The sequence below is a fragment of the Algicola sagamiensis DSM 14643 genome, assembly GCF_000374485.1.
Classification (GTDB): Bacteria; Pseudomonadota; Gammaproteobacteria; order Enterobacterales; family Alteromonadaceae; genus Algicola; species Algicola sagamiensis.
The window spans coordinates 54,705-78,227 of record NZ_KB894506.1 but is presented as its reverse complement, the minus strand read 5'-3'; the positions used below and the strand labels follow the sequence as shown (position 1 = coordinate 78,227).

General features: G+C 40.5%; 27 protein-coding genes. 20 read left to right on the top strand and 7 right to left on the bottom strand.

The window, feature by feature from the left end:
* Positions 1 to 121: 121 nt before the first annotated feature.
* Together C505_RS0118250 and C505_RS24685 are read right to left on the bottom strand one after the other, a co-directional pair.
* On the bottom strand, positions 122 to 397 hold the full coding sequence (locus C505_RS0118250; protein WP_157369191.1) for a hypothetical protein: 276 nt from the start codon (positions 395 to 397) through the stop codon (positions 122 to 124).
* A complete protein-coding gene (locus C505_RS24685; protein ID WP_211215096.1) occupies positions 370 to 801 on the bottom strand; it encodes a hypothetical protein in 432 nt (143 codons plus the stop codon). Before C505_RS24685 ends, C505_RS0118250 begins: the two co-directional genes overlap by 28 nt.
* 233 nt (positions 802 to 1,034) lie before the next feature.
* Between C505_RS24685 and C505_RS0118240 the strand changes: the two genes are divergently transcribed.
* From C505_RS0118240 to C505_RS0118210, 7 genes are all read left to right on the top strand, one after another.
* The gene (locus C505_RS0118240) at positions 1,035 to 1,568 is read left to right on the top strand and encodes a septation protein A (RefSeq protein WP_026318082.1); all 534 of its coding nucleotides are present in this window, start codon (positions 1,035 to 1,037) and stop codon (positions 1,566 to 1,568) included.
* A gap of 27 nt (positions 1,569 to 1,595) precedes the next feature.
* The gene (locus C505_RS0118235) at positions 1,596 to 2,885 is read left to right on the top strand and encodes a DASH family cryptochrome (protein WP_018694075.1); all 1,290 of its coding nucleotides are present in this window, start codon (positions 1,596 to 1,598) and stop codon (positions 2,883 to 2,885) included.
* Entirely contained in the window at positions 2,882 to 4,438 is a 1,557-nt protein-coding gene (locus C505_RS0118230) for a cryptochrome/photolyase family protein (protein ID WP_018694074.1), read from the top strand. Before C505_RS0118235 ends, C505_RS0118230 begins: the two co-directional genes overlap by 4 nt.
* An 11-nt stretch (positions 4,439 to 4,449) precedes the next feature.
* On the top strand, positions 4,450 to 5,790 hold the full coding sequence (locus tag C505_RS0118225; protein ID WP_026318081.1) for an ABC1 kinase family protein: 1,341 nt from the start codon (positions 4,450 to 4,452) through the stop codon (positions 5,788 to 5,790).
* 557 nt (positions 5,791 to 6,347) lie between these two features.
* Entirely contained in the window at positions 6,348 to 6,806 is a 459-nt protein-coding gene (locus C505_RS0118220; protein WP_245556378.1) for a Cif family virulence factor, read from the top strand.
* A gap of 162 nt (positions 6,807 to 6,968) precedes the next feature.
* Complete coding sequence (locus C505_RS0118215; RefSeq protein WP_018694071.1) at positions 6,969 to 7,202, top strand: hexameric tyrosine-coordinated heme protein; 234 nt, start codon at positions 6,969 to 6,971, stop codon at positions 7,200 to 7,202.
* Between the two features lie 223 nt (positions 7,203 to 7,425).
* Complete coding sequence (locus C505_RS0118210; RefSeq protein ID WP_245556377.1) at positions 7,426 to 8,013, top strand: CPBP family intramembrane glutamic endopeptidase; 588 nt, start codon at positions 7,426 to 7,428, stop codon at positions 8,011 to 8,013.
* 35 nt (positions 8,014 to 8,048) lie between these two features.
* Here C505_RS0118210 and C505_RS0118205 read toward each other — a convergent pair whose 3' ends face one another.
* A complete protein-coding gene (locus C505_RS0118205; protein WP_018694069.1) occupies positions 8,049 to 9,617 on the bottom strand; it encodes a cation:proton antiporter family protein in 1,569 nt (522 codons plus the stop codon).
* 249 nt (positions 9,618 to 9,866) lie between these two features.
* Positions 9,867 to 10,079 (bottom strand): hypothetical protein, encoded by a 213-nt coding sequence (locus C505_RS0118200; protein ID WP_211215095.1) that lies wholly within the window; start codon positions 10,077 to 10,079, stop codon positions 9,867 to 9,869.
* A 243-nt stretch (positions 10,080 to 10,322) separates the two neighbouring features.
* Between C505_RS0118200 and C505_RS0118195 the strand changes: the two genes are divergently transcribed.
* The 4 genes from C505_RS0118195 to C505_RS0118180 all read left to right on the top strand — a co-directional run bounded on the left by C505_RS0118195 (position 10,323) and on the right by C505_RS0118180 (position 12,171).
* On the top strand, positions 10,323 to 10,640 hold the full coding sequence (locus tag C505_RS0118195) for a DUF4156 domain-containing protein (protein WP_018694067.1): 318 nt from the start codon (positions 10,323 to 10,325) through the stop codon (positions 10,638 to 10,640).
* A 136-nt stretch (positions 10,641 to 10,776) separates the two neighbouring features.
* Positions 10,777 to 11,190 carry an alternative ribosome rescue aminoacyl-tRNA hydrolase ArfB gene (gene arfB, locus C505_RS0118190; RefSeq protein WP_018694066.1) on the top strand — a complete coding sequence of 138 codons (414 nt, stop codon included), beginning with the start codon at positions 10,777 to 10,779 and terminating at the stop codon, positions 11,188 to 11,190.
* 10 nt (positions 11,191 to 11,200) lie between these two features.
* On the top strand, positions 11,201 to 11,326 hold the full coding sequence (locus C505_RS24860) for a hypothetical protein (RefSeq protein ID WP_281167140.1): 126 nt from the start codon (positions 11,201 to 11,203) through the stop codon (positions 11,324 to 11,326).
* Between the two features lie 182 nt (positions 11,327 to 11,508).
* A complete protein-coding gene (locus tag C505_RS0118180) occupies positions 11,509 to 12,171 on the top strand; it encodes a hypothetical protein (protein WP_018694064.1) in 663 nt (220 codons plus the stop codon).
* Between the two features lie 65 nt (positions 12,172 to 12,236).
* Here C505_RS0118180 and smpB read toward each other — a convergent pair whose 3' ends face one another.
* Positions 12,237 to 12,719 (bottom strand): SsrA-binding protein SmpB, encoded by a 483-nt coding sequence (smpB, locus tag C505_RS0118175; protein ID WP_018694063.1) that lies wholly within the window; start codon positions 12,717 to 12,719, stop codon positions 12,237 to 12,239.
* Between the two features lie 101 nt (positions 12,720 to 12,820).
* Between smpB and C505_RS0118170 the strand changes: the two genes are divergently transcribed.
* Positions 12,821 to 13,264: a type II toxin-antitoxin system RatA family toxin gene (locus C505_RS0118170; RefSeq protein ID WP_018694062.1), complete on the top strand. Its 444-nt coding sequence runs from the start codon at positions 12,821 to 12,823 to the stop codon at positions 13,262 to 13,264.
* Positions 13,261 to 13,629: an RnfH family protein gene (locus C505_RS0118165; protein WP_018694061.1), complete on the top strand. Its 369-nt coding sequence runs from the start codon at positions 13,261 to 13,263 to the stop codon at positions 13,627 to 13,629. The genes C505_RS0118170 and C505_RS0118165 overlap by 4 nt, the downstream gene beginning before the upstream one ends.
* 30 nt (positions 13,630 to 13,659) lie before the next feature.
* Here the strand turns inward: C505_RS0118165 and C505_RS0118160 are convergent, their stop codons facing one another.
* Positions 13,660 to 14,352, bottom strand: coding sequence for a tetratricopeptide repeat protein (locus C505_RS0118160; RefSeq protein WP_157369187.1), 693 nt, complete (start codon positions 14,350 to 14,352; stop codon positions 13,660 to 13,662).
* A gap of 363 nt (positions 14,353 to 14,715) precedes the next feature.
* Here C505_RS0118160 and C505_RS0118155 point away from each other — a divergent pair, with 363 nt between their 5' ends.
* From C505_RS0118155 to C505_RS0118125, 7 genes are all read left to right on the top strand, one after another.
* Positions 14,716 to 15,015, top strand: coding sequence for a hypothetical protein (locus tag C505_RS0118155; protein ID WP_018694059.1), 300 nt, complete (start codon positions 14,716 to 14,718; stop codon positions 15,013 to 15,015).
* Positions 15,016 to 15,269: 254 nt separating this feature from the next.
* A complete protein-coding gene (locus C505_RS0118150) occupies positions 15,270 to 15,956 on the top strand; it encodes an RDD family protein (protein WP_018694058.1) in 687 nt (228 codons plus the stop codon).
* A 2-nt stretch (positions 15,957 to 15,958) separates the two neighbouring features.
* Positions 15,959 to 16,930 (top strand): stage II sporulation protein M, encoded by a 972-nt coding sequence (locus tag C505_RS0118145; RefSeq protein WP_018694057.1) that lies wholly within the window; start codon positions 15,959 to 15,961, stop codon positions 16,928 to 16,930.
* The gene (locus C505_RS0118140) at positions 16,917 to 18,485 is read left to right on the top strand and encodes a DUF4129 domain-containing protein (RefSeq protein ID WP_018694056.1); all 1,569 of its coding nucleotides are present in this window, start codon (positions 16,917 to 16,919) and stop codon (positions 18,483 to 18,485) included. The genes C505_RS0118145 and C505_RS0118140 overlap by 14 nt, the downstream gene beginning before the upstream one ends.
* Positions 18,478 to 19,677, top strand: a complete 1,200-nt coding sequence (locus C505_RS0118135) for a DUF4350 domain-containing protein (RefSeq protein ID WP_018694055.1) — start codon at positions 18,478 to 18,480, stop codon at positions 19,675 to 19,677. The genes C505_RS0118140 and C505_RS0118135 overlap by 8 nt, the downstream gene beginning before the upstream one ends.
* Complete coding sequence (locus tag C505_RS0118130; RefSeq protein WP_018694054.1) at positions 19,674 to 20,903, top strand: AAA family ATPase; 1,230 nt, start codon at positions 19,674 to 19,676, stop codon at positions 20,901 to 20,903. The genes C505_RS0118135 and C505_RS0118130 overlap by 4 nt, the downstream gene beginning before the upstream one ends.
* The gene (locus tag C505_RS0118125; protein WP_018694053.1) at positions 20,900 to 22,237 is read left to right on the top strand and encodes a DUF58 domain-containing protein; all 1,338 of its coding nucleotides are present in this window, start codon (positions 20,900 to 20,902) and stop codon (positions 22,235 to 22,237) included. The genes C505_RS0118130 and C505_RS0118125 overlap by 4 nt, the downstream gene beginning before the upstream one ends.
* A 273-nt stretch (positions 22,238 to 22,510) precedes the next feature.
* Here the strand turns inward: C505_RS0118125 and C505_RS23890 are convergent, their stop codons facing one another.
* Complete coding sequence (locus C505_RS23890; protein ID WP_169337068.1) at positions 22,511 to 23,041, bottom strand: DUF805 domain-containing protein; 531 nt, start codon at positions 23,039 to 23,041, stop codon at positions 22,511 to 22,513.
* Positions 23,042 to 23,523: the final 482 nt, after the last annotated feature.

Below are 23,523 nucleotides of genomic sequence, written 5' to 3'. Positions count from 1 at the left end.
TTCAGTGGATCTATTTCTGGTGATTTCAGTGGTGATACTTTATGATTTGCCATGTGGTGTTTCTCTTTGTTGACTATTGATTTGTCAGATCAATCAACAGATTAGCACCACATTCTTTTTCTCACCTCATACACCAGAAATCATCATAGCTCAATTGTAAATCATTAAATCCTGTATCTAGCTCACCCCAACAGACAATCTGACCATCGCTTTTGAGGGCAACGGCTGACTTATCGGTTGCTGTTATTCCTGAGACATGTGCTAAATCCTCTTTTTGAGGTACGTTTCTTAAATCACCAATAACCGTGACTGTCCCATCTGTTTTTAAAATTGATACATTGTGGTGATTCACCACAACCTGTTTAGCAACTACAGGTTTGTATATGATATATGCCACTTCACTGTTCTTGGACTTGTCTTTTGAATATGCTTTCGCCTCAAGTTTGATTTGAAAACCGTAGTCTGCTGCAACTGGGGTGTATCTTTGTCCTGAAATTGAAAAATCATGTACTTCCTTTCCATTAATAACCTGTACATCACCAAAACACCGCTATCATTCCGGTCTATTGTCCATGTATATTGCGTATCTTTTTCTGAACAATCCGAGCATTTAACTTTTGCCGTTAATGGTTGTCCAATCAAAACAACACCGCTCTTTTCCAGCGAGGTGATCATCGGCTGAACTTTGACATCAGGTTTATTTGATTCTGGTTGCTGCGAATGATTTGAACTGCTATTTGAATGGCCACCACATGCCGATAGACTTAGGCCAATGATTGGGAAAAATATATATTTTTTCATCATGTTCCTACAGCGATTGATGAAGTAAAAACTTGGGAAGTTCCACTAAACCGATCTTCCAAGATCAATGAGTGAAAAACAATGAGTAACAAAAAAAGATCAAAAGTTGTTCCAAAAACTATATCTGGTTGCAAATTTGACTTTCTACCGAGTTTTTATTCAAAATAGCGGGGTATATGGGCTTACTCCATATGTTAAGATACGTTGGTTTTTACAGATTAAATTGGGTCTATATGTTACAAGTCCTTGAATTTCTTCCGCTCGTTATCTTTTTTGCCTGCTACAAGCTGGTAGATATCTATATCGCTACAGGTGCGTTAATTGCCTGTATGGCGATTAACACTCTAATTTTTTCCATCAAAGCAAAACAGCTAGACAAAAAACAGGGAACATTTTTTCTTATTGCGCTTGTGCTAGGTGGAATGACCATTTTGTTTCGAGATGATAGCTTCATCAAATGGAAAGTGACCGTTATTAATCTTGTATTTGCTGCAGTCCTGCTCATCAGTGACTTAGGGTTTAAGAAAAACTTCATCAAGTCTGCAATGCAAAGTGCAATTCATGCACCAGATGCAGTATGGAGAAAAGTGAATCTCGCTTGGGTAGGTTTTTTTACATTTATCGCAGCAATTAATATTTATATTGCATATCAAATGCCATTAGACTTTTGGGTAAACTTTAAGGTCTTTGGGCTTATGGGATTGTCGCTTGCATTTATGATCGCAACGTTGATTTCTTTGAGAAAATATATTCAGATGGAAGATTAACTTTCACAAACATACAGAGAATATAATATGCCACGACATGGGTTGTATTGGCTTGGTCAAGACCTAAGACTGCATGATAATCCTGTATTATATGATGCTCAACATCAACTTGATTCGTTGACTTTTGTTTATATTCATTACAAAAGTCAACGTTTAGAGCCCTATTTCAACAGTGCACCAAGCCAAATAAAACAGGCATTTATTCATGATTGTCTTGTCGATTTGGATCATCAGCTCGGTGTATATCAACAACATATTCTTGTCAGAAATGAGCCCCCACTGCTAGCCATAGATAAATTGATCCACTCATGTGCAATCACCGATGTATTCTGGACACGACAATTTGGTTGGGATGAATTTGAAATATGGTCGTTATTACAAAAACGGTACCCAAATATAAAATTTCACCTTTATGAAAGTTATACCCTCTACCAACAGCATCAATTAACAAATGTATTGTCTGATTTTCCCCAATCCTATTCAAAATTCGTAAAGCAGCTCGCCGCTACAATCGAAAGCCCGTTACCACCGCCGGAGTCATTACCTCCACCTGTTCAACAAAGGGAGCACAACCTATATCCATCTGAGCAAGCCCTAATCGTAAGCGGTGGGGAACGCCAGGCACTAAAACATACTGAAACTTATTTTTCTTCTTCATTACCTGCTCATTATAAAGATGTACGCAATGCCCTCATGGGTTTTGAAAACTCAACAAAACTCTCTTTTTGGCTCTCAACAGGATGCCTATCTGTAAAACAGGCTTACACAACTGTTGAATACTACGAAGCGCAACATACCAGAAATGATTCAACCTTATGGATAAAAAAAGAACTTTTGTGGCGTGAGTTTTTTCAATGGTATGCTTTTCACTATCAAACCAAACTATTTCATTTTTCAGGAATTCAACAGCATAAACCGCTCACAAGTTATTATGCATCTCGTTTTCAGATGTGGGTTGACGGCACAACGCCTTATCCAATCGTTAACGCTTGTATGCATGAGCTTAAAGAGACTGGTTATTTGTCAAATCGAGGAAGGCAAATTGTGGCAAGTTGTTTTGTTCATGAGCTTCAACTGGATTGGCGTTATGGCGCAAACTATTTTGAACAACAACTGATAGATTATGACGTTGCATCAAATTGGGGGAATTGGCAATACCTTGCTGGAGTTGGAGCAGATCCAAGAGGACATCGCCAATTTAATTTAGAACATCAAGTGAATACCTACGACCCTGATGGCGCATACATTCAAAAATGGCATGGCAAAGCACAGTGCTTTCCGCTTGATACCACAGATGCAGCAGACTGGCCCCAATGACATCAAACTATCACACGCTACGACTTATCTTAGGTGATCAGCTAAATGCTTCTCATTCTTGGTTTAAAAGAAAGGATGAGCAGACGTTATATCTCGTTGCAGAACTTAAACAAGAACTGACCTACGTCAAACATCATATTCAAAAAGTATGTGCTTTTTTAGCGAGCATGTCCGAGTTTGCTAAAGCGCTAAAAGCATCCGGTCACTCGGTACATTTCTTAGACTTGGATGAAACCGCACAATATACTGATTTAGAGTCGCTGTTGCTATCGATTTGTAAACAATACAATATTCAAAGATTTGAATATCAGCGTCCCGATGAATATCGGCTAACCCACCAATTAAAAACATTCTCATCGCAATTAAACATTCCGGCCTTTTGTTACGACACTGAGCACTTTTTATTACCATTTGAGGAAATCAATCAACACTTTCATCCGAATAAACATAGTACCATGGAGTACTTTTATCGACAGATGAGACAGAGATATCATATCCTCATGGATGGGGATAAGCCTCACGGAGGTCAATGGAATTTCGATAAACAAAATCAGCAAAAATTAAAAAAAGAAGACTTATCTCAGATACCCGAGCCGCTGATTTTTTCAAATCATGTCGAGGGAATTATCACACGCTTGCAGCGCAATCAAATCCCAACATTTGGTTTGATTCAATCTCAATTAATTTGGCCTATCAACCGGCAGCAAGCGCTTCATCTTTTGGATTATTTCTGTCAGTATTTGCTCCCATCGTTTGGTCAATTCCAAGATGCGATGACCACACAAACACCTCACAAATGGTCCCTTTACCATGCGAGGATATCGTTTGCGTTAAACGCAAAGATACTGCATCCATTACAAGTTATCCAAAAAGCTGTGGCAGCTTATCAATTACAAGCACTCTCAATTTCAATTGCGCAAGTTGAAGGGTTCATTCGACAAATTCTTGGGTGGAGAGAGTTTATTCGTGCCGTGTATTGGGTGAATATGCCTGATTATGCGCAAAAAAATCACCTGAAAGCAGCCACCCCGCTTCCTGAATTTTTTTGGACTGGTGATACCAAAATGGCCTGTTTGCGTCACGCACTTACTCAGTCTCTCGAATATGCTTATGCTCATCATATTCAACGGCTAATGGTGATTGGTAATTTCTCTTTATTAACAGACCTTGAGCCTGAAGCAGTCGAATCGTGGTATCTCGGCGTTTACGTCGATGCATTAGAGTGGGTCGAGATGCCAAACACGAAAGGGATGGCGCTCTTTGCAGATGGCGGGATTGTCGCGACTAAACCCTATGCTGCAAGTGGAAACTATATTCATAAAATGAGTGATTACTGCAAAGATTGCCACTACAAAGTAAAAGAAAAAGAAACAGAAAGTGCCTGTCCACTCAATTCGCTATATTGGCGCTTTATGGATAAACATCGCCATGAACTTGAAAAAAACCCAAGAATTGGCATGATTTTTCGAAACTGGGACCGATTAGCTCAAGATAAAAAAGACGCAATTATACAACGAGCTTCAATGTATCTAGCCAATATTGACCAAATATAGGAACTCCAGTTTTGGACGACAACAAAAAGAACAAACCTTTAGCTGTACCAATCTCTCGCATTTCTCGCATGAGCCGACTAGGCTCTCTTGCTGGACGAGTTGCAGGCGGTATGATCTCTGAGGGTGTAAAACAAATTGCAAAAGGAAATAAGCCAACATTTCAAGAAATGTTGCTCTCTCCAAATAATGCAATGCGCGTTGCAGATCAATTATCTCAACTTCGTGGCGCAGCAATGAAAGTTGGCCAGCTGATGTCAATGGATGCTGGCGATTTACTTCCCCCAGAACTCACTCAAATTCTTGCAACGCTCAGAGCAAGTGCATCTTCAATGCCCAAACATCAGCTTTATCAGGTGTTTGAATCTGCATTAGGTACACAATGGAGAAGTTTATTTCAAACATTTGATGATAAACCAATTGCAGCCGCTTCAATCGGTCAAGTTCACCGTGGCGTTCTCACTCAAGGAAATAATGTAGCGATTAAAATTCAATACCCCGGCGTAAAAGATAGCATTGATAGTGATGTTGATAATGTCGCTTCGTTACTTAAAATCTCACGCTTATTGCCCAAAGAGGTTGATATTCAACCACTCTTAGCCGATGCAAAAGCACAACTCCATGCTGAAGCTGACTATCAACTGGAAGCCTCTCACCTAAAAAAGTACCAACAACTTCTAAGGTATGACGATGACTTCACCTTGCCGAATATTTATGAAGAGCTCACAACAGAGACTGTCCTGACTATGGATTTGATGCAAGGCGAAGCGATTGAGTCTTTTCATTCCGCTCCTCAAGGTGTTCGTGACCATATCATGACATTGCTTTTCCGATTGCTCTTTAAAGAAATGTTTGAATTTCGATTGATTCAGACGGATCCAAACTTTGCAAATTACCTGTACAACAGAACAGAACATCAAATCGTGTTACTCGATTTTGGCGCAACACGTGCTTATTCAGATAAAGTGATAGAAGGGTACCGGTTACTCATGACATCAGCTATCCATCAAGATCAAGCTGGCATGGACAAAGCATTAAACGACATCGGATTTTTCCAGCAAACGTTAAATGATATACAACGACAAACGATTATTGCAATCGTACAAGAAGCTTGTGAACCGATTCACACGCAAGGTATTTATGACTTTGGAAAAACTGATCTCGCAATACGTATCAAAGATAAAGGTATGGCATTGAGCTTCGAACAAGACTATTGGCATACCCCTCCAGCCGATGCAATTTTTCTACACCGTAAGCTCGGAGGACTTTATTTGCTCGCTGCTCAATTAAAAGCACGTGTTGCTGTCAATGAGCTTTTCCAACCTTATCAATACAGTAAAAATCCATCTGCATAGCAGGCAGCTTTGAACGGTCCCCTAAAAGGGGGGCTTAAATAGGCCTCGGCTTTATTGTTCGTGTAAAAGGCCTCTCCCCTCAACTCTCCAATATTAGGCATTCAGCCATGTGAAAAAAGTTATTAAACTCCCGAGCAATGGCGCAAGCGTTGGGTTAGGTAACCTAACGAATAAACGAATAAACGAGTGACATGAGCCAATGTGCCATTAAAGCTCAGCAGTGATGGAAGATTATCTCCATTAAGATTGAAGCAAATCGGCACCACCTGGTTACGGCTCAGACTGTAAGTTAACAATATACTCTCAGTTCTTTTCAAACTAACTCAGGTAAACGACTATGCAATATTCGGCGATTGTCCAGCATATTCTGCTGTTGTACGCGATAACCGAACTCTATCTCCCAGCAATTCCCATTAGGACCAAAAATTTCAGCTATCGTTGGCTTTTTTACCATCAAATCGTTCAATATAACTGAACAATAAATTCATTTAATGGGTAATTATCTTTTTTTCATACTCAAATATAATTCTTCCATCAACAAAACAGGAGCAATGAACATGAGAAAATTACTATTCACTTTAATCCCAGCATTATTCTTCAATACAGTATTTGCAAAAAGCAATGCTGATAGCGTTCCATTCAAAAATGATGCAGGCTTTATTGCTGCACAAAAAGCATTAAGCGACTGGAAAAGTGCCTTCAATGCGCAAGATGCAAAAGGAAGTGCAGCTCAGTATGAAATCGGAGCAACGATGGATGCAAAACCATTTGGTGTTTATCATGGTCGAACAGAAATTCAAAAATTTTGGCAAGGGATCATTGATAGCGGATTTAAAAATGTAAAATATCAAAATACAGTTTGGCGAAAACTTGATGATCAGCGGTACACGGTTTCCTCCGAATTTACAATGAATAAAGGATTTGGGGTCGTTCATAAAGAACTGTGGGTTATCCAAGAAGACGGTACTGCGAAACTTCGTGACGACTCATTTGAAGTCCTCAGTACAACCCAATAAATACTCATTTGGGGGGAAGTATCCCCCTAATTGTCACCAATCAGTGATTTACCTTCTATGCTTTGTGAATGGAACTTTTAAATAGATTTAGTTACATATAAAATACAACTTTATATCTATTCAGTCTGTTCATATGTTCACAGAAAGAAGTCGAGGTTATCCATGTCTGTATATGATGAAGTACTCCCAACTCTGATCACTGCCACACCCGCCGAAGGTCGCGAACTTGCGATTAAAATCGCCAGAAAAACAATCGCTGCAATTCAACCTGATGCCGAAGTCCGTACCAAGTTGCGCCCAGATTATGCAGAAGACACAACGAAATTGATGCAAGCCGGTCAAATTGTAGCTATTGAGTTTCAAACCATCGCTGCTGCCAATAATTATTGGAAGTAACGCGGATCCCAATTTAAAGCGCGGTTAAATCTGCGCTTTAATTCAAAACCGCTATTTCAAAGGCTTTATTCAATCAAAAACAGACTAAAGATTGATTTTCAAACTAGACTTAAAGATCTAATTTTATCAAATTATTTTCTTATATATGAACCAATACACACTCAATAATAGGAAAAAAATATGGCTTTGGGTTGAACTCATTCTTGTTTTTATAGGATTACCCTTGGCATTTTTCCTCTACCGTGAATGGTTAGCGTCTTGGGTCATCCCCACTTTGATCGTATTCGGTATTTTATGCCTGTCCTTACTTTTAGCAGATCCCAAATTTAAACGGTTTAGGTTATGGAATGCACAGCAGTTCCCATTACATCATAAGCAAATGCTGCTACTCTTTTTCCCTGGTAGTTTGCTCTTAGCACTATCCTGCTGGTGGCTTATACCCGACTCTTTCTTCTCACTTCCAATGGAATCACCCTCGGTGTGGCTATTGCTCCTACTCGTATACCCTTTATTCTCTGCACTACCGCAAGAGTTAATCTTTCGCACATTTCTATTTCATCGATATAAAAAAATTATTCCGAAGAAGAAAGGCAGAATGTTCATCAGTAGTCTGAGTTTTAGTCTTGCACATTTATTTTTAAATAACTGGATTGCCGTCGTGATGTCGTTCTTTGGAGGGTTGCTTTTCTCAATGCGGTATATTCAATCACGCTCAACCGCAGTCGCAGCGGCTGAACATAGCTTGTGGGGGTTATTCCTCTTTACTTGTGGGATCGGTGTATATTTTGATGGCGCAGCTTCGATTAATTAACTGATTCTTTCTGGACAGTCATGAACCATATGGGCTTAATCTACTTTTAATTGGCGAAATGTTTCCTGTGCGAATCCAACCCCAGCTTCCGCATAAAAATTAAAGACAACATCGACACCTTCAGCTTTTAGACGTTTTTCATCATCATGATATTTTGTTATCGCTGCCGTTTTTCCGGTATAACCCACCACTTTAAGCTGCCGCATGACAGTCAACATGTCATCAACGACAGGCATAGCAAGCATAATTAGTTCGACATCCTGTAAAGCAACCGTTTCCCAAAAATCAGTATTTTCTGCATCTCCGAGAACTGTATGATGCCCTCGCTTCAGCTGCTTTTTCACTTGAGAGTCATCAGCATCAACTCCGAGTACAGAGGATTCCCCTTGCTGTAATAGATCCAGATAAGCTCCAGTACCGACCCGTCCCATACCAATCACAAGAATCTTTGTATTTTTTACTGGCGTAATTTGATCTTCTTTAAGTGTTTTTTTGGATTCAAACTTTTTCAGAAAGTGTTTCAATTTTGCATAGTATTGATGACGTTCCGCGTTTAGGATCCCTGAAAGCACAAAAGAAAAACTGACCGATAGTGCAGCTATAACTAACCACTCCTCACTCACAAACCCCAACTCGAAGGACTTTGCAATTACAATCAGGCCAAACTCGCTGAAATTTCCGAGTACAAGAGAACATAAATATGCCGATCGAGCCCGAAGCCTTAATCGTGTGAGCCAAAAATAAAATACGGCAATTTTGATTGGAATCGATAACAAAATGATGAATGCTGCGGCAAACATTGTCCCCGTTGGGATCGCGATAAAACCAATGGATAAGAAAAAGCCAATGAGAAATATATCTTTAAAACTGAGCAATGCCTTGGAAAGCTCCGTCGCCTTCAAATGTCCACTCAGTAAAACACCAAAAACCAGCGCACCTAAATCAGCTTTAACACCGACAGACTCGAATATTTGTCCACCCGCTAATGCTAACATAAAACCTGCAAGTGGAAGAATTTCATCATGTCCGCAAGCATGCAGCAAACGCCCTAAGAAGGGCCTAGCAAAGGGCAAGAAAAATAACCCTACTGCCCATATACTTGGTACTTTTCCTGATGTAATCGTTAGAAATAAAACAGCGGCAATATCTTGAATGACCAATATGCCGATGGCCACTTTCCCAAACCTGGAGCGCATCTCTCCATGTTCTTCTAAAATTTTAACCACAACAACAGTACTACTAAAACTAATTGCAAACCCAACCAAAGCAGCAGCTTGCCAATCTAAAGCATTAAAATGAGGAACAGACAACCATGCAAGGATCATCAAAATACTAGTACTAAAAAGGACTGTAAATAACATATGTCCAAGTGCGCCAGCCCAAACTTCATGCTTCATCAGCGTTTTCACTTGTAGCTTAAGACCTATCGTAAATAACAGTAAAGTGACACCAAGATCTGCAAGCTCTTTTATCAGTACGTCAGGTTGCATGCCTAGAAAGTTCAATAGAAAACCAGCAGCAAGATATCCGACTAAAGGAGGTAAACCGATTTGCTTAAATACAAACCCCCCCATGAATGCAACAAAAACCCACACTGCTTCCATCAATATTACCTTTTCAATTATGTCTAGGACGCAGACAAAATTATAGGGGGCAAAACCACTGATGGGTAATGCATTTCAAATGCCAACTTGCTATTTTTATTATAAAAATTTTGATGCGAGTCAAAGAGATAGTTTCTCAGGCGAGTATTTAACTTTTTTGAGGTGAAAAAGAATAAAATGACATACAGATTGTATGCCATTTTATTCTGCAGTTCATGAAGACAAGAAGGACTGAAAAGTCTTAGAGAATTATTTTTTCTCTTCTTTCTTTTCTTCTTTTTTTGCTTCTTTTTTTGGTGCTTCCGCAAGCTTCATCGCTTCTTTTGGTTGCTCTTTAGAAGGAGATAGCTTAACAACTTTCTTTTCTTCTTTTGCTTTTGTTTCTTTTGCAGCGTCAGCAGCAAGAACATTTGCAGAAGCAGCAACCGCCATCGCGATCATCATTGATTTGAATAATTTCATCATGTTTCTCTTTTATTTTATTTCATTACTTGAAGCTGGAAACGATGATACTATTATTTTACAAATTTGCAACCTACTTTAAGGTGATAAATTTGATTTTTTTATAATTAGCCCAGAAATGTTCAAAAAAAGAACTAAAGTTTAACTTTTTAGCCATTTTCAGTATAGAAAACAACCATTTTACATCTCTAAAATACCTTGAGATAATCGTTTTGTAGTAATTAAAATTTAATGGAGTCGTTTATGCAAAGAAGCAGTCTTATTCTTGCTCTTTCTTTAGTTTTATCAGCATGTGTATCAGCCCCGGTTGTTCTCGATGGTTCAAACAAGGTCAGGTTTCAAACTTATACACCAAGTAAACATGAATACGAATTTGTTGGCGAAATATCATGTAGCCGTGGTGGTGACTACAGAAAACACGAAACAAATGTCGAATACTGTCGAACCGAGTTGAAAAATAAAGCCTACAAACTTGGTGCAAATATTATCGTACTCAATACTGTCACTGGGGGGTGCCCAAATTGCGTCATCATGTACGGAAATGCTTTTAAATCAAAGTAAACCTTGAAAGTCACTTTGAATTCGTTGAAGGGATCGTGATGCGCGATCCTCTTTTCTTTTTGAATCATCCTTAAGCAAATTTTCGTTCTCTGTGGTAACCGTGTAAAATACACTTGGTTTTATCAAGGAGAACACAATGCTTTATATCAATTCGAGCATTGCAATTTCTGAAGAGGAATTTCAATGCAGTGCAATGCGCGCACAAGGTGCGGGGGGCCAGCATGTCAATAAGACATCATCCGCAATCCATTTACGTTTTAATATCCGCCAGTCTTCATTACCAGAAGATGTAAAGTCTCGATTAATTTCACTTCGTGATCATCGGATCACACAAGAAGGAGAGATCCTGATCAAGTCTCAGGAGTACCGGAGTCAGGATATGAATCGACAAGCAGCTCAAGAACGGCTGGTTGCGTTAATTCAGCAAGCAACAATCGTACAAAAGCCAAGAAAGGCGACAAAACCAAGTCGAAATTCAGTCAAACGTCGATTGGATAAAAAAACCAAACACAGTCAGCAAAAACAGCTCCGTAAGAGCTTGAAATACTAAGGAAAATACAATGATAATGATCTATCAGTTTCATCAAATGAATCATCAGCTCATTCTACCTTTCATGCTTGAAATCACTATTGGGATCCCGCCAAATTCAAGCCTGAACTTCTCCACATCAAACTATCTTGTCTAATTTCCCACTTTTTAGTCATATTTCCTTATTTTTCTCGTATTCGAAAAACAGTAGAACATAAGCTTTTTCAATAAAATCAAAATATCCAAATTATTCAGTTATTTAATTGATTTTTCTTCGTAAGTCAATGATGGCAAAGCATTTGCACATATTGGAAATACATGAAAATAAAGGAATGAATAATGAAAAAAATAATACTGGCCAGCACGCTTGTATCACTTTCCGCCATTGGGTTTATGTCTATTGCCATGGACAATGAAGGAGCAGCACTCTCAGCAACGCTACCTTACAAAAATCAGATGATAGCATTGGATGTCGGTGTCGGAGATGTTCTCCTTGTCGCTTCTGATGATGACCAAATCAAAATGTCAGTCACACTTGAGCCAAGCAATAACACGCACACCAACAACAAACACAACTGTGATAGTCATTCCCATGCAACTATTCCCATGAATAAACGAAAGATCCAGACGAGTGTTGAACATGGTCTGATCAAGATTGCATTGAATGATCAAAGCCATGTTACCCAAAACTGGCTGATTCATATGCCTAAAGATGCTGATATCGATCTGCATCTGGGTGTCGGTAATACGCAATTAAATGGATTACAAGGAGAGGTTTCGATTGAAATTGGTGTTGGAAGCGCAAAAGCATACGTGAGCGATGCGAACTATCAAAAAATGAAGGTTGAGACAGGCGTCGGAAAAGTCGCATTTCAACTCCCAGCAGGTCAGCTAAACCGGGACAGTCACTTAGTCGGAGAAGAATTAGTTTGGAAAGGGAAAGGTCAGTCAAAAATGGATATTGAAGTCGGTGTGGGAGATATCGACATCAGCACATTGTAAGAAAGTCATTACCCATACCAAAACAAAAGCCGCAGGAGCGCGGCTTTTTTGTGCTGTATACACGTTTAGCGTTGTTTATGCTTCATGAGGCGCTCTTTTTGACGTGCCCAATCTTTGTCTTTGACGTCTGCACGCTTATCATGGGATTTTTTCCCTTTACCTAAATGAAACTCAAGCTTCACCCAGCACTTTTTCCAGTACATAGCCGTTGCAACCAGGGTATACCCCTCTCGCTCAGTTGCACCGATGAGCTTGTCGAGTTCCTTCTTTTTTAACAAGAGCTTGCGTGTTCGTTCCGGATCACAATAAACATGTGAAGAAGCCATATTGAGCGGTTGGATTTGAGATCCCAACAGATAGGCCTCACCCTTTTTCAACACAACATAACTATCAGACAAATTCACTTTGCCTTGCCGGATACTTTTTACTTCCCATCCCTGAAGCGAAATCCCGGCCTCAAACTTATCTTCCAGAAAGTATTCATGACGGGCTTTTTTGTTCAGGGCGATGGTACTACTGGTATTTGTAGATTTCTTTTTCTTTGCCATAACAGGCGGATTATACGATGTTACACGCCATATTTGTATGTTTTATTTTTACCAAGCTTTTTTGATACACTAGTGGACAATGAAGTTTGATAGGAAACACTATGCCTCGTATCCAACGCAGTGCTTTAGTCATGTTTTCGGCTGAAGCGATGTATCGGTTAGTCAATGATATACCCGCATATCCTGAATTTGTCCCGGACTGCTCAGCGGCAGAGGTGATCCATTCAACGCCTGATGCAGTAACTGCTTCTCTGGAGATTTCAAAAGGTGGCCTGCGTAAATGGTTTACAACACGCAACGAACTCCAACCGAATAAGGCCGTGATCATGAATCTTGTGGATGGGCCCTTTAAAACATTAACGGGTGGTTGGACATTTCATGCGCTGGATAATAAAGCATGTAAGGTTGAGCTAACATTGGATTTTGAATTTTCCAATAAAATGGTTGAACTGGCGTTTGGAAAGCTATTTCATCATATGGCGAATGGTATGGTCAAAGCTTTTACTGAGCGAGCAAAACAGGTATACGGAGTGACTTCATCATGAGTACGCTCATTACGATTGAGGTTGTGTTTGCATTACCTGAAAAGCAAACTCTACTGAAGCTGGAAGTCGAAGAAAACGCGACTGTGGAGCAAGCAATTACTGCTTCCGGCATTCTTGAACATTATCCTGAGATTGACTTATCCCAAAATAGTGTTGGTATCTGGAATCGCGTAGCAAAACTAACTGATACACTTCGCGACCAAGATCGAATCGAAATTTATCGACCTCTCATCGCTGATCCGAAAGAAGCAAGAAGGCGCAGAGCTGAAAAAGCAAAAGAAGAAGGTCGTGCGGATAAAGTCACAGGTGGGCGCCCGAGCCGACTTCGAAAGTCAAATCAGGACGATGAACAACAAAATACATAAGCGCAGATTCCCTTTGCGCTTTTTACCCATTTAGTTTGAGACCATTGATACACAGTAAGCAAGTCGCTCTTTCGCTTCACTATGTGTTGGATAATGATTCAGGAAAGATTCGTAAGCATATATTGCATCCTGGTAATAGCAAAATTGCTGATAGATATAACCAAGGTTGAGATAAGCACTTGGGAAGTCGCTTCCAAGCTCCGTTGTACGACGATAAGCCTGAATCGCTTTTTCAAAATCAAGGTCATTTGCATAGAGCCAGCCCCGATTATACCAAGCACATTGAGACTCAGATGAAAGCGTTAGACAAATATCGATCAATAATTTTGCATTCTCAAACTGACGATGATGCGCAGCTGATGCAGAAAGCTGGATAAGCTCCTGCACACGCCAGTCTGGCATATCACCCGCCTCTTCACTCTGCGCAATTGCGTCGGTTGCAGAGACACAGGCTGGTGGTGCATCTTCAACAAAATCATTCACGATGATATGAATAAAGTTGAGATACTGACAGTGACAAATAAATCCAAGCCGATAAAAATAAATATCACCATGTCGCCTTTGAGGACCACTGTCACCAGTGACATATTTACCAGCATCACCACAAGCTAGGCAAGGGTGTTCATAGGCAATTTGATTACGTTCCGTGACGTTTTTAGGGATGTAAGCATACCTCAAGGAAAGTCCTTTCCGCTGAAGAGGCGTCATGTCATATAACTTCATAGACGCTCCAATCTAGAACCAATGAACAAATATTCTCAGGTTCCCTTACTTTCTCAGCGAAAGGCTAGCGGTTCCGCTCGGACAAACTGATCACTTCTCATACATCTTGTATCCAAAGACCTTGTCGATCAGTTTCCATGTGAGCAACACGACAGCAATTCAAATATAATCCTTTTTTCCTATTTTTTCCATCTGTTTTTAAAATAGAACCAAAAAAATCAGCATTTACTTGATAAATTTCATCACGTTAGAAAGGTAAATTCGAAAAGCAAAAAGTTTAAAAAACGGGGACGTCATTCTTTATGACTCAATAAATCGTATTATACTTTTGGTTAGGTAAATGATGGGAAATAGGGAAGTGTTGTGACATATAAATTAACACGAAATATGATGGATGAGACATTTCAAGTTCTTCGCCAGCAAGAGCCTGCTCTCGCGTTGATAATTAGAAACCAAAAAACACTGGCACAATTTGATGACCATGAACAATTAGTCACTTCCCTCCCCTTATCTCAAGAGGACTTGACCGTGATCATCAGCCAAATTTCAAATCATGGACTGGAACAAGCAGAAAGAAATACAGATACAGATTATCAACTCCATCTCAAGCAACTAATGGAGTCATGGTTGGAATATTCCGCAGCCTTGATCCATGATGAATAGTACCGTTGCCTTCAAGGTCTATTTTATTTCTCATCAACCATGACAAATAGGAATAACCTTTGAACAACGACATACAGAATATCAACATAAAAAAGTAAGCATTGTCAGAGAAATTTGTTTTGAACTATCGCTCTGGTCTTGTTGCAGCTTGTTAATCGTCATTAATTCGTTGATAATGTGAGGCTTAATTATAAAGGACTATCACCCACCCTCTCATTGATGTGGTTCTGGTCTTGTCGTAAAAGAACATCAGCATGAAAATACTTGATACACAAATCGAACATGAAACACCAGAAGGGATCACGCTGGCTATCTACCCTGCTGGTATTGCAGCCAGAACTTTGGCATTCACAATTGATATTCTCATCCGCATTGGGATCATTTTTGCTGCATCTACCCTCTTTTCATTATTTGGTGTGATGGGGCAAGGGTTGATCCTGATTACTTTGTTTGTTGTCGAATGGTTCTACCCTGTTCTATTCGAGGTTTTTTCGAATGGCGCAACACCTGGTAAAAAAGTATTTCGGCTGAAAGTTGTCTACGACAATGGACTACCAATCTCCTTCTCTGGTTCTCTTTTAAGAAACTTGTTCCGTACGATTGATTTCCTACCATGTTTTTATACTGCCGGATTTATCTCAATGGTTACAAACCGACGCTTTAAGCGAATTGGTGATTGGGTTGCGGGTACACAAGTCGTATATGACGAAAAGCTCGTAGACACAGACGATGGTGAGGTGAAAGGCGGCTATAGCTCAAAAATCCCACTGACCAGTGAAGAGCAGGAAGCAATTATCGCTTTTCAACATCGGAAAGATGAGTTTTCTGATGACAGAAAAGAAGAACTCGCAAATATGCTGACACCCGTCATTGATAGTCAAGGCAAACACGCCGTCCATCGTCTATATCAAATTGCAAACAGGCTCGTCGGAAAGGAATAACCATGAAACAAGAGCAGTTTATCTTTCTTCGAGAAAAACAATGGGAAGTTTTTGAGAACTCGATTCAATCCATCTCTCTTGGGAGTGATTTTCATAAAGACTATGACTTTCCACATCTATATCGTCAAATCTGCCACGATTTAGCGATCGCGAAAAGCCGAAACTATACCCCACATTTGATTGATAGACTCAATCAATTGGTTCTGGATGGTCAAAAGCATCTATACAAACCGAAAACCAGATTCTGGTATTCTCTCTATCGTTTTATTCGTTATACCTTTCCTCAAGGGGTACGTGACAATTTATCCTGGGTTGTTTGGGCGCACGTCTTATTTTATGGGTTTGCATTGTTTGCTTTTGTTGGAACACTGATCGACCCTGACTTCATATATTACATTATGTCTGCGAGCCAGGTGAATGGACTTGAATCAATGTACAATCCCGAGTCCGAACACTTTGGCCGCCATGAAGAACGTGCATCTGATAGCGACTTTTATATGTTTGGATTCTATATCCTAAATAATATTAGCCTTGCATTTCAAACTTTTGTTGGTGGATTAGTCTTCTGTATCGGTGCGTTGTTCTATCTCATTTTTAATGGTTTCTACTTCGGTGCTGTTTCTGCACATATTATGAATGTGGGATTTAATGATACATTCTTTACCTTCGTGATCACACACGGCTCTGTAGAGCTAACAGCAATTGTCTTATCCGCCGCTGCTGGCATCAAAGTCGGCGCTCGACTCATTCACCCAGGGTCATACCGCAGAGGAGAAGCAATTATGCTGGCTGCTCGAGAAGTTTATCCTTTGCTTCTAGGGGCCTTTCTCTTCCTTGTGTTGGCTGCATTTATTGAAGCATTTTGGTCATCCAGTATGACTGTCCCAAATTACCTCAAATATATTGTTGGCAGTGCTTGCTGGGTGAGTGTCTATAGCTACTTCTATTTTGGAGGGCGTCATGGATCTCAATAATGTCCAAATTGCCCTTCGCCCCAAAAACCCATGGCAAGCCTTCGATATGGGATGTCGAATGGCCATTCGCTGGTGGTGGTTATTATATCTTGCTTGGCTGATCCCTGGTGGCATACTTTTCCTGTTCATCTCCATCATCACCCAAAGCACATCCATTGCAGTGGGTATCATCTGGCTTCTGAAACCTTGGCTTGAAAGGCCATTGCTGTTCATTTTAAGCCGTGCTGTATTTGGTGCAGCACCGACGCTTAAAGAAACACTTACTGCAATCCCAAGTCAAATCAAACCACTATGGCTGTCCAGTATTACATGGTTGCGCTTTTCACTTTGGCGTTCGTATAACACCCCTGTCGCACAGCTTGAAGGATTGAGAGGAAAGGCAAGAAGAGAGCGGATCCGAGTTCTTCATAGTCGAGCAGATAATCATAGCTCTTGGTGGACGATTGTATGCGTTCATTTGGAAGGTTTTTTGTTGCTCGGCGTCATCATATTTCTTATTTGGATGCTTCCGATTGGGACGAGTATCATTGATATCTTTCATCTTGAAACATTTGGGGATTCAGATGATATTGCAACCATCTTGTATAACATCTGTTATCTCCTTGTCATCTCTCTCGTCGCACCATTTTACGTCGCAGGAGGATTTGCTGCCTACCTCAATCGGCGTGCGATCCTAGAAGGCTGGGATATCGAGCTTATCTTTCGGAAGCTCGCTCAACGTGCTGAGCAATCTTCCCACTTAACCAAGTCCAAAATTGCATCGAAGCCATCATCATCAATTGTGACTGTCCTAATGATTGCGTTACTCACGTTTGGACCATTCTCTGATCCTGCACATGCATCAGACCGGGAACAGGTTGAAACCAATTACGACATGAGCGTTGAAGAAGATAGATTGAAATTGGATGAAACACTCCAAACAATTTATCAAAACAAACCTTTCAGCAATAAAAAAGCGACCAAAACGATTGCTTATATTGGTAAATCCGACAAAAGTAATACAAGTAACTCCGATGCACCGGAGTGGCTCAAGAGTCTCCTCGACTTAACCATGAAGTCCAGTTATGCATGGATCATTGAAGTATGCCTTTGGGGGGGATTCATTTTCCTCATTTTGTTTATCGCGCACAAGTATCGAGATCAACTTGCAGAAGTAGCTGCTCAGTTGACTCCGACGAAAAAAGTTCGTTCAATCACACCTGATTTTGTGAAAGAAATCACCGATGACCCCTTACCAGAAAGCCCCCGACAGGCTATGGAAGAGATGTTGTTGCGCGGTGAAATTCGCCAGGCATTATCACTTTTATTGCGTATATCTTTGCTTTACATTCAAAACCAAGAATTAGCGACCTTTAAGGCATCAATGACAGAGCGGGAGTGTATTGCTGAGGTCGCAAAACATGCCCCAACTGAGCTTCATCAAGCTTTTGCGAAGTTAATTCACTTGTGGATCCAACTTGCTTGGGGACATCAAGCAATTCAGCCTGAAGAAGTCCGTTCTGCTTCGAGTTTCTGGTTGGCACTCCAGCAAAAGGAATCTGCGCCACATGAGTAATTATTTCAAATACGTCATCACCTTTATTTTGATTTTGCTATGCTCCTGGGGAAGCTTTTGGGTCTATCAAAACTTTGAAGTCCAGGAAAAAGAAGTCGACGCCGGTTTTTCTATCGAAGCTTATCGAAATAAGTTTTTAGCTGCACAAAAGCTAACTCAACACTATGGTGGAACGTTGACTCATCTAAAATCGAGCGATGATCTCGATACATTTTTTGCTAAAGATCAACTAAGTCAAGCAAATACCTTAATCATCGGCCAGGGAATTTGGTTAATCGATGAACAGCGAACAGGCGATATTTTAAAATGGCTAGCAAAAGGCGGTAACCTCATCATTGCACCGAGCGTTCGCGAAGTGGATACCCGAGGACGATACCCTGCACTTCTCAATAAGTTAAGTCTGGAAGTTCAACCTTTTGACCCCTATGCCGATGATGACCATGAAAAAGATAACTGGCCAGAAGAAGTCAGTCAAAGAGACACGATCGTTTACTACAATGAGGAGAAATTTTTCCGAATCCACTTACCCGTAAATGCTCAGTTTTCTCTCACTTCCGGCGAGTTTAACTATACTGCTGGCAATGCTTACGGAACAACATTCGGACAATTTAAATATGGCGATGGAACAGTTTCGGTACTGACTGGCCTCAATATCTGGGAAAATACAAGTTTGTCTCATCAAGATGGTACAAACTCGCATACACATAGTGCGCATTTATTTCTGCATTTAATTGGAACACAATCAATAGTTTATCTTTATGATACTCCTTATAAGCCACACTGGCTCACATTGATACTTACTTGGTCTCCTGCACTAACATTTACGGCTTGCTTCTTTCTGGTTTTCTTTCTCTGGCATCTCATGAGCAGAATGGGCGCACTGAAGACTAGAGAGCATTTAGAAGTGAGCCGATTTTCTGAACACCTGCTCACATCAGGTAACTATTACTGGAAACATAAGCAAGAAAAAGAACTCGTCCAGAACCTGCGGGACGAAATCATGGTGATGATGCAAAAGCGATATATTCACTTTCGCCAAATGGAATCACAAAAACAGGTTTCTTTAATGGCTGATATATCCAAACTGCCCCAGTCAGCAATCGCTGACTTGTTTCAAACTTCCCATCATCGAAGTGAAATGAAGTTTGCACAAATCGTTCGCGGATTACAGGAGTTAAAACGACAATTATGAGTGTTTCTGTTGCTGAGCAAAAAGAAAACTTGCTCATACAGCTTAAAGCACAAATCGTGCAACATATGGAAAATAACGTTGATGGCTTTTCTTCATTGACACAAGCGCAAAAGATTTCGCTGATCGCTGAGAAAACAGAGCGTTCAGCAAACAATATCAATAATTTAATGACACAACCAATACAAGGGAGTGGCGACAGCTTTCTTCGGTTGGTTCGAGGTTTAAAAGATTTAAGGATCCAGCTTATGAACGATTCAGCCCCAATTGAGCAACAAGTATCTCAGGCGAGCGAGGTCATCCAGTCCATTCGTTCACAAATTAGCAGTGCATTGATTGGTCAAGACATCATTGTCGATCAGGTACTGATTTGCCTGATTGGCGGTGGTCATGTCTTACTGGAAGGCGTCCCAGGATTAGGAAAAACGTTACTAGTTCGTGCATTGTCTCGTTGTTTTGCAGGCGAGTTCAGCCGGGTGCAATTTACACCGGATTTGATGCCAGCCGATGTTACAGGACATTCACTTTATGATATGAAAACAGGGGAATTCCAACTCCGAAAAGGCCCAGCATTTACCAACCTTTTGCTTGCAGACGAAATCAACCGCGCACCAGCAAAAACGCAGTCAGCCCTTTTGGAGGTCATGCAGGAGCACCAAATCACAATTGATGGGCAAAGTATTCACCTCAGTGAGCCCTTTATGGTCTTAGCGACACAGAACCCATTGGATAATGAAGGGACCTACCCACTTCCAGAAGCAGAGTTGGATCGATTCATGATGAAGATTTTCATCGAGTATCCTTCGCTGAACGATGAAGTGTACCTGACAAAATTGAACACAAATGATAAAGCCAGCGGCTTCAATCTCGATGATTTGGAACAAGTCGCAAACCCTGAACAAATTACAACATTACAAAAACTCGCTTCAAAAATCACGATTGACGATGAAGTACTCCAATATGCCATAAACATCGTCCGTAAAACACGTGAGTGGCCAGGTGTTGTTCATGGTGCAGGAGTTCGTGGCAGTATTTTCCTGATCCAGGCAGCTAAATCAAAAGCACTATTGGATGGCCTATCTTATGTGATCCCGGATCACATCAAACAAGTTGCAGGTGCTGTGATTGGTCACCGGATGATCTTATCCGCTGAGCGAGAAATCGAAGGATTGACACCATATGATGTCCTTTCTGACTTGATCGAACAAATACCGGCACCACGAAAATGAAGCGCCTTCGTTTTCGGCCATCAAAGCGTGCACTCTATACGCTCATCGGATTGAGTGTGCTCGCATTTTTCATTCGATTTATATTTGGAATTGAAGCACCTGATATTACTCAAACGAGCTGGTGGACGCTCGTTCTAGTATTTGTTTTATGTCTTTTTTGGGACTGGCGATTATCGCTTAGAATGTTGCCCGTAGACATCCAGCGTGAAGTGGTTCATAACCTTTCCGTAACTGAGTGGCACCCAGTCAAACTCACATTACAGAATCGTGGCAGAAAACCACTGCAAATGATGTTGGATGAACACTGCTCGGAAACAACACAAACCCAAGGTATGCCTCGATCTGTCGAACTTGGTTCAAACCAGGCAACAACGATCGAATATCTCATCCAGCCGCACCGACGGGGTGAAGAGCAAATCCTAGGGTCAGAAATGCGAATCTCCTCTCCACTCGGCTTATGGGAAACAAATTGGTTCATCGACAATATGACTGAAATCAAAGTCTTCCCAGACTTTAAGCGTATTTCTGACTTGTCCGGCTTAAAGGGTTCTGTGGATATTACGATGAGTGGTTTGAAGAAGTTTAATCGTCGTGGTGAAGGGATGGAGTTTCATCAATTAAGAGAATACCGGCAAGGGGATAGCCTAAGGCAAGTTGATTGGAAAGCATCGAGTCGCACACGCAAACTGATATCCAGAGAGTATCAGGAAGAAAAAAACCAGAATATCGCAATCCTACTTGATGCCGGGAAACGAATGCGAATTAAAGACGATGACTTATCTCATTTTGATCATGCTTTGAATGCACTCATTATGTTGTCTTATATCACTCTTAAGAATGGTGATGTATTCAGTTCCATGAGTTTTAACCAACAATTACGTTGGTTACCTCACATTAAAGGCAGTCAGAATGTAACGCGTGTCCTAAACCACTTTTACGATCTTTACGCAGACACCTATGCATCTGATTATCTTGTAGCGGCGCAAGAGTTTATGGAAAAACACCCCAAACGCGCACTGGTTCTATTAGTCACAACACTCAAGGATGAGGATTTTGAGGACTTACGTCCGGCAATTCATCTATTAAAACAAAAGCATCTGGTCGCAATTATCAATATTGAAGATACCGCGATTGAAACCGCTAAAAAACAAGATGTGCTCAATTTCGAAGACTCGCTGATCCACAGTGTTGCAGAAAAAATCGATCTTGTTACGCAACGCCAACTCAGGCATTTTCAGCAAGAAGGTGTCATTTGCGTCCATTGTTCCGCAAAAAATCTAACAAGTAGTGTGATCAATTCTTATCTGGAAGTGAAACGCGCAGGATTGCTATAAGTACTTTAGGTTGGAATTCGTTAAGCCAGTATTATCGCTGGCTTCTCTATACTGAGGCCAACTCAACTGATACCCAAAAAGCTCTTTAAACTTGCTGATTTCATCACTACATAGGGTTGTTTTCTCCTCTCATTATTTCATTGCTATCAGTATGTTACCTCAAGTCAACATACAAACTGAGTTATTTAAAGTGACTCGAGCGATATCACTCACAAAATAGGAAGGGAAATAGTCTCTTGGCCAACAGAAGAGGCCAAGAGGTAAGCGTATTGATTAGTAACCGTAGCCTAAAGATGACATCATCATACTAATAGCAACTTGTGACAGGATGATAAGACCTAATACAACGAAAACGGCAAATTTATGCCAGCTAGGGCTTGGCTGTACTGGCAGACCATACCGATTTGCACCAGTATCACCGCGAGCAAACAGTACATACAGAAAGAATATAATATTGATAAGCGGAATGATCCCAAGAAGTCCCATCCAGCCAGATTTATCAAGATCGTGCAAACGTCGAATTAACAATGAAATTGTAAACACTAACGTAATGATAAAGAATACAATTAACGAGAGTCCAGCAATTGGTGCTGCAATTTCTTCACCTACAACTGCTTTAAACAACAAATAGATCATACCAGCTAAAAGATAAGGTATAAAACCAGATGAAGCACTATAGATAAAATATCTTAATCGATTGAGTCTACCTTTAAAGCACCAGACTTTAAAGTCAATAAAACCACCTTCGGTAGATGATTGATCCAGCTCAGATTGAGGGGATTGATAAAGGTTAGTTGTTTCCATATTTTCTCCATTTTTCTTATTGAATTCCGTTACTTCCGTAACTACATAGACCCGGTGGGACAATGCTTGCATTTCACTTTGTGAAGTCTCTATACATCTATCGCCTGGATAGCATACCGATAACCAACACCGATTCAGCATACATCAGCACGCAGCTTGTGAACTCAGGACAGTCATGAACGAATGAACTTCGTTATCCGGTGAAGAGCGAAGCAATATTCGATGAATACCTTGTATCAGACATCATTTGGATGACGGTTTCGTCGTTATAGTGAACACTCGCGAGCAGCATTATATAGAAAAAAAATGGAAACATCAGGTTAATTACAACTTTTTATGAAATTTTTCTCATCACTTTTCATAGCTGTAGTGGGTTAAATCTAAGAAGAATGCCTTATTCCATTTCAGACTATGAGATTAGATATTAAGTCCGTTAATGTATGCACTATCTCATACTTCTCAATGACACCAGGATAGTGGAC